Origin of the sequence: Allofournierella massiliensis (genome assembly GCF_964241245.1) — a bacterium.
Lineage (GTDB): Bacteria > Bacillota > Clostridia > Oscillospirales > Ruminococcaceae > Allofournierella > Allofournierella massiliensis.
This window is the reverse complement of record NZ_CAXSWZ010000015.1, coordinates 77732-85053: the sequence shown is the minus strand read 5'-3', so window position 1 is coordinate 85053 and position 7322 is coordinate 77732. Positions and strand designations below refer to the sequence as shown.

Annotated in this window: 5 protein-coding genes; 2 read left to right on the top strand and 3 right to left on the bottom strand. The window is 64.3% G+C overall.

Translation table 11 applies throughout. The features are described 5' to 3' along the window. Positions 1-251 precede the first annotated feature (251 nt). Together ACESYO_RS09610 and ACESYO_RS09605 are read left to right on the top strand one after the other, a co-directional pair. Positions 252-1259 carry a C39 family peptidase gene (locus ACESYO_RS09610; RefSeq protein WP_276870081.1) on the top strand — a complete coding sequence of 336 codons (1008 nt, stop codon included), beginning with the start codon at positions 252-254 and terminating at the stop codon, positions 1257-1259. 170 nt (positions 1260-1429) lie between these two features. Continuing rightward, positions 1430-2245: an N-acetylmuramoyl-L-alanine amidase family protein gene (locus ACESYO_RS09605; RefSeq protein WP_276870082.1), complete on the top strand. Its 816-nt coding sequence runs from the start codon at positions 1430-1432 to the stop codon at positions 2243-2245. A gap of 52 nt (positions 2246-2297) precedes the next feature. On the opposite strand, the gene ACESYO_RS09600 is transcribed toward ACESYO_RS09605, so the two are convergent. From ACESYO_RS09600 to ACESYO_RS09590, 3 genes are all read right to left on the bottom strand, one after another. Then, positions 2298-2873 carry a hypothetical protein gene (locus tag ACESYO_RS09600; protein WP_276870083.1) on the bottom strand — a complete coding sequence of 192 codons (576 nt, stop codon included), beginning with the start codon at positions 2871-2873 and terminating at the stop codon, positions 2298-2300. 231 nt (positions 2874-3104) lie between these two features. Continuing rightward, on the bottom strand, positions 3105-5894 hold the full coding sequence (locus tag ACESYO_RS09595; RefSeq protein ID WP_373211256.1) for a glycoside hydrolase family 2 TIM barrel-domain containing protein: 2790 nt from the start codon (positions 5892-5894) through the stop codon (positions 3105-3107). Positions 5895-5938: 44 nt separating this feature from the next. After that, positions 5939-7210, bottom strand: a complete 1272-nt coding sequence (locus ACESYO_RS09590) for a glycoside hydrolase family 10 protein (protein ID WP_373209863.1) — start codon at positions 7208-7210, stop codon at positions 5939-5941. Between the last annotated feature and the right edge of the window lie 112 nt (positions 7211-7322).

Below are 7322 nucleotides of genomic sequence, written 5' to 3'. Positions count from 1 at the left end.
CCCCACACCATTATACCGCATTCCCTTTCCTTATACGAGAAAAAGACCACCGATAGGTGGCCTTTTTCGACAGGCTGCAGCCCCCCTGCAAAGCAGGGGGGCCTTAAAATTTGCAACTTGGATACATTTCTTTGGCGACTTGGTTTCCGTTCCCCTTCTATAATAAAGGCAGCCGGAAAAGGCGCGGCCCGCGTGATTTTTTTGCGGGTTCTGCGTCTAATAGGCAAACGCTGAAAAGGAGGTTCGCCGCCATGGCTGCCCGCACGCTTTCCGTTCAAAATGCTCGCCGACCGGTTTACCACGCGGCGCCCTGTTCTTCTTCCCTGCCCGGCCGGCAGCGGTCCATCCGCCGGCCGGCGGAGCGGCCGGTCTCCGCTTATCCCCAGCCGCAGCGGTCAAACGCCCGAGCGGCGGCGCCCGCGCCCACCGTTTACCGCCGGCCCCGACCTGCCGCCCACGCTCCGGCCCACCGCCGCAGAAAGCGCCATACGCTGGCCCTTGTGCTGGGCAAGCTGATGGTTCTGGCCCTGTGCGCCGCGGCCCTGTTCTCGGTGTTTGATCTGCTGGCTCAACACCGGCTGCTGGCCTCCATGGGCAGCCTGGCCACCGGGCAGACCATTGCAAACCCGGCGCCGGAAACCGCCTTTGCAAGCGGCAGCGGCATGCTCACGGTGCGCACGGTGCTGCAAAAACCCGCGCTGCCCAACGGCTGCGAGGCGGCAAGCCTTGCCACCCTGCTGGAATACAGCGGCTATCCGGTAGATCTTGCGGCCCTGGCCGAGGATTACCTGCCCCGCCAGAGCTTCACCTACAACGGGCTGAACCGCTACGGGCCGGATCCGGAAACCGCCTACGCGGGCAATCCGGCCAGCTCCTCGGACGGCTGGTACTGCTTCGAGGGGCCCATTATCGAAGCGGCCAACGCTTATCTTCGGGATCAGGGCTCCGACCTGCGGGCCGAGAGTGAAACCGACGCGGACATGGCCCGGCTGGAGCAGCTGCTGCGGCAGGGCACGCCGGTGGCGGTGTGGTTCACCCAGGACTACGAGCAGCCCCGGTTCAACAATTCCTTCACCTGGACGCTGCCCAATGGCCGCACCTACACCCCCTACGCCAACCTGCACTGCGTGGTACTCACCGGTATGGACGAAACCTGCTGCTATCTGGCCGACCCCATGCAGGGGGATACCCTGATCGACCGAAGTCAGTTCGAGTCCATCTACACCGCCATGGGCAGCCGTGCGGTGGTGCTGCGCTGAATTTTACCTCTTTTTTCGTTGCTTTTCAACTCCTCCTTATCGCCCCTCGGGGGCAAAAGCCCAGCCGCACGGCTGGGCTTTTTTGCCCCGAAACGAAATGATCCGGGGGCTTTTCTCGTCTTATAAAAGACGACAGTTTTCGACTTTTCCCCGAAAGGATTGTATTTTTCATGCCAACTGCAGCCCTTCGCCGCCCCCGGCGGCGCAAAAAGCGGCCGCGCCTGCTTCGGCTGGCGGCCCCCATTCTCGCCCTTGTGCTGCTGGCCGCCGCCTTCTGGATCGCGCTGGCCAAATTCTCCGCCCAGCGGGAGGACGCCCCCACCAGACAGGCCCGCATCGTGGCCATCGACGCAGGCCACGGCGGCTCGGATACCGGCGCCATCGGGGTAAACGGCGTGCGGGAGTGCGACCTGACCCAGGCCACCGCCCAGGCCCTGTGGGACCTGCTGGAGGCCGACCCGGACATCACCCCGGTGATGTGCCGCGCGGACTGGAACGAGGACCTGCCCGCCGCCGACCGGGCCAAGCGGGTGGCCGCATCGGACGCCACCCTCAGCCTGTCCATCCACATGAATTCAGACGGCGGCTCCGGTCAGGCCAGCGGCTTCGAGTGCTTCCCCGCCCCGCCGGGCAATCGGTACAACAAAAACAGCCTGCGCTTTGCGGATTTCATCGCCGCCGAAATGAGCGCCGCCGGAGCAACTCTTCGGGGCGAAGGCGGGGTGCGCTATGCCTATTACGACGAGAACAACCAGCGCATCATCCGGGAGCGCAGCGACACCAATCCCAACGATTACCCCAGTTTTGCCATGGTGAACAGCACCGGCTGCGCCTCGGTGCTGGCGGAACAGTGCTTCATCACGAATGAGAGCGATCTGGCCGCCTTTGCCTCGCCGGAGGGCTGCCAGCTGGCCGCCCGGTGCTACTACCGGGCCATCCGCCAGTATTACGGCCTTTCGCCCGAACCGGAGCAAAGCAATTCCTGACCACAAAAAAATCCCCTTTCCAGCCGGAAAGGGGATTTTTGTTGGTTGCGGTTCAGGCGGCTTCGGCGTCGGTGTCCGCTTCCAGCGCCTGTGCGCTGGACAGGCCGCTCACGCTCAGCCCGCCGCTGATGCGGTAGACGCCGCTCATGTAGGCAATGCCGATCTTGTAGTTCTTGCCGGGGGTCAGGCCGTCAAAGGTGGCCGTGGCGCAGTCGCCGCCGGTGGCAAACTCGATGGTGTGGCCGTTCACATAGGCGCGGCCACCCTCCGCTTCCTCCCACAGAGTCACCAGATACTGGGTGGTTGCGGTGTCCTTTTCGCTGGTGGCGTAGCTGGTCACCGTGATGGAATCGCCCGCCGGGGTGAAATAGTTGGTGAACCGGTTCTGCACGCTGTTGAACACCACATACAGTGTGCCGCTGGCTTCGTCCAGCTGGCTGGCGAAGGTGGCGCTGGTGTCCAGCCCTTCCGGCCAGGTGATGCTGCCGCCTGCCTGAGAGGCGATGTAGGTTTCCTCCACCGCTTCGCTCTCGGCTTCCTCCTCGCTGCTGCCCGAGCAGCCGGTCAGGCAGAAGGCCGCCATGGCAAGCGCCAGGCCCAGGGCAAGCAGAGATTTCATTCGTTTCATAGCTGTGTCCTCCGTTTCGCGGGCGCAAAGCCCCCAACGGGCCGCCCGTAAGTCCGGTTTTTGTTCAGAGTTCCCGCAGCCCCGCCCCGTTGAAAACAGAGCCGGCCGGCGGGTGGATACCTTTTTATTATAATCCAAAACCCACCGGCTTACAAGCAGGCAGAAAAAAGCAGCCTCTTCCAACCCTTGTTCGGGGTCAAAAGAGGCTGCTCACAGTGCAAAATCAGCCGCTCACAGCTGAATGGCAAACTCCAGCCGGTGGTTCTCTTCGACGCTCAGCCGGTAAGCGGGCTCCACATCCGCGCCCCAGCTGTCGATGCCGCCCACGCCGCGCACTGCGCCCATCACCGTGACCACGGTGCGGCCGGTGTTCGGCAGCTGCTCCCGATGGTCGGCGTTCTGCAGCTCCTGCGCAGTGTAGGGCAGGGCGCTGAAGGCAAAGGGCTCGCCCTCCATGAACACCTCCAGCCGTGCCGCGTCCGGCTGGCCCGCGACCCGCCGCTCCAGCGTGAACTGGTGGGTGTCCATGTGTACGCCGCAGTCCTGCGGCACCAGATAATCCGGGATATGGGGAATCTCGGTATGGCGGCCGAACATCCCGCCCTTCTTCCGGTCCGGGTAGGTCTCGCCGGACAGGCCGGTCCAGCCGATGGCGGACGCGGGCTCGGGGAGAACCAGCCGCACGCCGAACACCGGCAGACCGGACAAGCCGGGCGCTCCGGCAAATTCCGCCTTCACCCGCAGGGTACCGGCGGCATCCACCGTGTAAACAATCTCCACCTTCGCGCCGGGCACGGCGGCAAAGGCGAATTCGTATGCAATTTCCACCTTGCGGGGGCCCTTTTCCCGCACCGTCCAGCCGGTACAGCGGGCAAAGGCGTCCGCCGCCATCCAGGCCGCGCTCTTCGCCGCGAATCCGTTGCCGATGTCGTTTTCGGTGGCGGCCCGCCACAGCGCCGGGCGGGGGGCCCGGTAGAGCCACTGCACACCCTGGGAAATCAGCGACACCGGGCCGGCCTCCACATAGGAGAAGAGCACCTCAAAGCCGGCGCCCTGCACGCCCAGGTTCACATCGCCCTCGATCACGGTCAGATCCGGGGCAGTCTCGGCCCGGCCGGCCCGCTCCTTTTGCAATTCGGCCAGCTGGCGGGCGGACTGCTGCGCTGCCCGCCGGTTGTTCGCATCGTGAGCAGCGCGCTGCTCCGGGGTGGAATACCAGTAACGCACCTCCTGCATGGCGGGCTTTTCGCTGCCGTCCGCAAACACGATGCCGTTGGCGCTGAAGTTGTAGTCGGTGGGGCGCTCGCCGAAGTCGCCGCCGTAGCCCAGCACCCGGCGGCCCAGGCTGTCGGTGCGCCAGAGGGCCTGATCCATATAGTCCCAGATAAAGCCGCCCTGATACTGGTCGAATTCCTCACCCAGGCGGATGTAGCTTTCCATGCCGCCCAGACTGTTGCCCATGTCGTGCATGTACTCGCACAGCAGGAAGGGCTTTTCCGGCTTTGCCTCCAGATATTCCCGAATTGCCTCGGGGGTGGCGTACATCCGGCTTTCCACGTCGCTGATGCGGTCGAATTCCCGGTTGTGGAACACGCCCTCGTAATGCACCAGACGGCTGGGGTCGTTTTCGTGGAAGAACCGGCTCATGGCCAGAATGTCCTCGCCCGCATAGGACTCGTTGCCGCAGGACCAGAACAGGATGGCGGTGTGGTTTTTATCCCGCTCGAACATGGAGCGGGCCCGGTCCACCACGCATTCCTTCCACTGGGGCAGGCTGCCGGGCACGTTCCAGCTGGGCTCCACCGCGCCCATCTTCTGCCAGGAGCCGTGGCTCTCCAGATTGGTCTCGTCGATCATATAGATGCCGTTTTCGTCGCACAGGTCATACCAGCGGCTCTGATCCGGGTAATGGCAGGTGCGCACCGCGTTGATGTTGGCCCGGCGGAAGGTATCCATGGCCCGGTCCATATCCTCGTCGGTGATGGCCCGGCCCCGCTCGGCGCTCCACTCGTGGCGGTTCACGCCGTTGAACATCACCCGCTCGCCGTTCAGCAGAAGCAGGCCGTTTTTCAGCTCGAACCGGCGGAAGCCGGTGGAATAGGGCACCAGCTCCACCACCTGACCCGCGACGTTTTTCACCGTGAACAGCACCGAATACAGCACCGGGTGCTCGTGATCCCAGGCGCACACATCGGGCAGGCGGATGGCGGTGCTGCCGTCCGGGTTTACCGGGCCCTCAAACAGCACCCGGCCCGCCGGGTCGCTCACCCGGCATTCCACCGCCGCGCCCTCCGTTTCGCCGGAAAGGCGCAGCCGGGGGGCAAGGGTGCCGGTGGTGTTGTCCTCGGCAAGGCCCGCCCGCAGCCACAGGTCCTCGATGTGCACCTGAGGCTTTGCATACAGATACACCGGCCGGAAGATGCCGCTGAACCGGAAGAAGTCCTGATCCTCCAGCCAGCCGGCGCTGCTGCGCTTGTGCACCTCCACGCAGAGCAGGTTGCCCTTCGGGCGGATGGCGTTCGTCAGATCGAAATGGGCGGGGGTGAAGGAGTCCTCACTGTAGCCGATGAACTGGCCGTTCAGCCACAGATAGAACGCCTGCTCCACCCCTTCCAGACAGATGCAGACCGGCTTGCCCGCCAGGGCCGGGTCCAGATCGAACCGGCGCACATAGCTGCTCACCGGTGCGTCGTTCCAGTCGATCTGGGGCGGGCGCAGATCGCTGCGGCCATCCCAGGGGTACATGGTGTTGATGTACTGGATCTGGCCGTAGCCCTGCAGCTCCACATGGCCGGGCACCTGGATGCGGCCGAAGGCCGAGCGGTCGGCCTCCTCCTTCCAGAAATCCGCGGGCCGGGCGGCGGGGTTCGGGCTGTGGGCAAACTGCCACTCCCCGTTAAGGCTCTGGCGCAGAGCCATGGTTTTCTGGGCCAGCTCCGCCTCGTTCTGGTACCACCGATGGTCCGAGTGGGCGGGCAGCCGCCCCACCGCGAACACCTCCGGGTTCACAAGCCAATTCAAATCAGGCTGCATCAATGCTTTTCTCTCCTTTTCCATTCTCATTCTCAGGCCACCTGATTTTCTGCCCGGATGGCCGCGCACTCACTGGCGGCCAGATCCGCCCAGCTGCCGTTGTGGAACAGAAAATCGTAGCGGTAAAGCACATAGCCGTCCACGCCCACTTCCCTGCCGGTGCCGATCATATCCGCCAGATTGTGGCCGGTCTGCCACTGGGTCACCGCCGCGTCGTAGTTGCCGCCGTCGCCGTCGCCGATGCGGTAGGCCCCCAGCCCGAAGTAGAGGGATACCCCCTCGGCCCGCTCCAGCGCGGCCCACTCCCTGGTGATGTTCTCGAAGCCGAACCGGGTCTGCCCGCCGGAGGTGGTGTAGCCATAGCCCCAGTAGAGCTGGGGCAGTATGTAATCCACATAGCCCGGGGTACTCATCCAGAGGGCCACATCACTATACTGGCCGTTATAATTGTTATCCATATTCCCCTGCGGACTGATCCCGAATCGACCCTCCGGCTTTGCCGCCTTGATGGCGTCGTATACCGCTTTCACCAGCTGGTTCACGTTGTCCCGCCGCCAGTCCTCAAGGCTCAGGGAGGTGCCGGATGCGGCGTATTCCTCCGCGTCAAAGGAGGGGTCGGTGGTGGGGTAGAAATAGTCGTCGAAGTGGATGCCGTCCACCTCATAGTTCATCACGATTTCGGTCACGCCGTCCACGATCAGCTGGCGCACTTCTTCGCTGGAGGGGTCGAAATACAGCCCCTCCCCCGCCTGCTTGACCAGCTCCGGCCGGGTGACGGCGGGGTTTGAATCCGCCAGCTGACCGGGCAGGCCGGCGTTCAGCTGCACCCGGTAGGGATTCAGCCAGGCCTCCAGTTCAAGGCCGTGGGCGTGGGCAGTCTCGATCAGAATGGCCAGCGGGTCAAAGCCCGGGTCCTGCCCCTGGGTGCCGGTGCACAGATGGCTCCAGGGGAAGTACTGGCTGGGGTAAAGGGCGTCCGCAAAGGGGCGCACCTGGGCGATGACCGTGTTCAGGCCCAGATCGGCGCAGTTGGCCATCATCTCCTCTGCCCCGGCCCGGAAGGCTTCGGCGCTGGAGAAATCGAACTGCTGCCATTCCAGATAGCTCACCCACATGGCCCTGTATTCCGGCTGAGCCTGAGCGGGCTTTTCGGCTTCGTCGCCGGTGTCGTTTACAATGGGGCTGCCGGTCTGGCTGCCGGCGGTGCTGGCGGACGTGCCGCCGGGTGCAGTTCCGCCGCAGGCGGCAAGGCTCACCGCAAGGCAGGCGGCGGCCAGCAGGGCGAATATCCTGTTCCACATCATGGATCAACTCCTTTTGGGGCGGGCTTTGCGCAAGGGGCCCCGCGGCAGGCGGCCCGCGCCCTGTTTCATTCCTATGCGGGGCGATTCGTGCTTATTATAGCACAGCACGCCC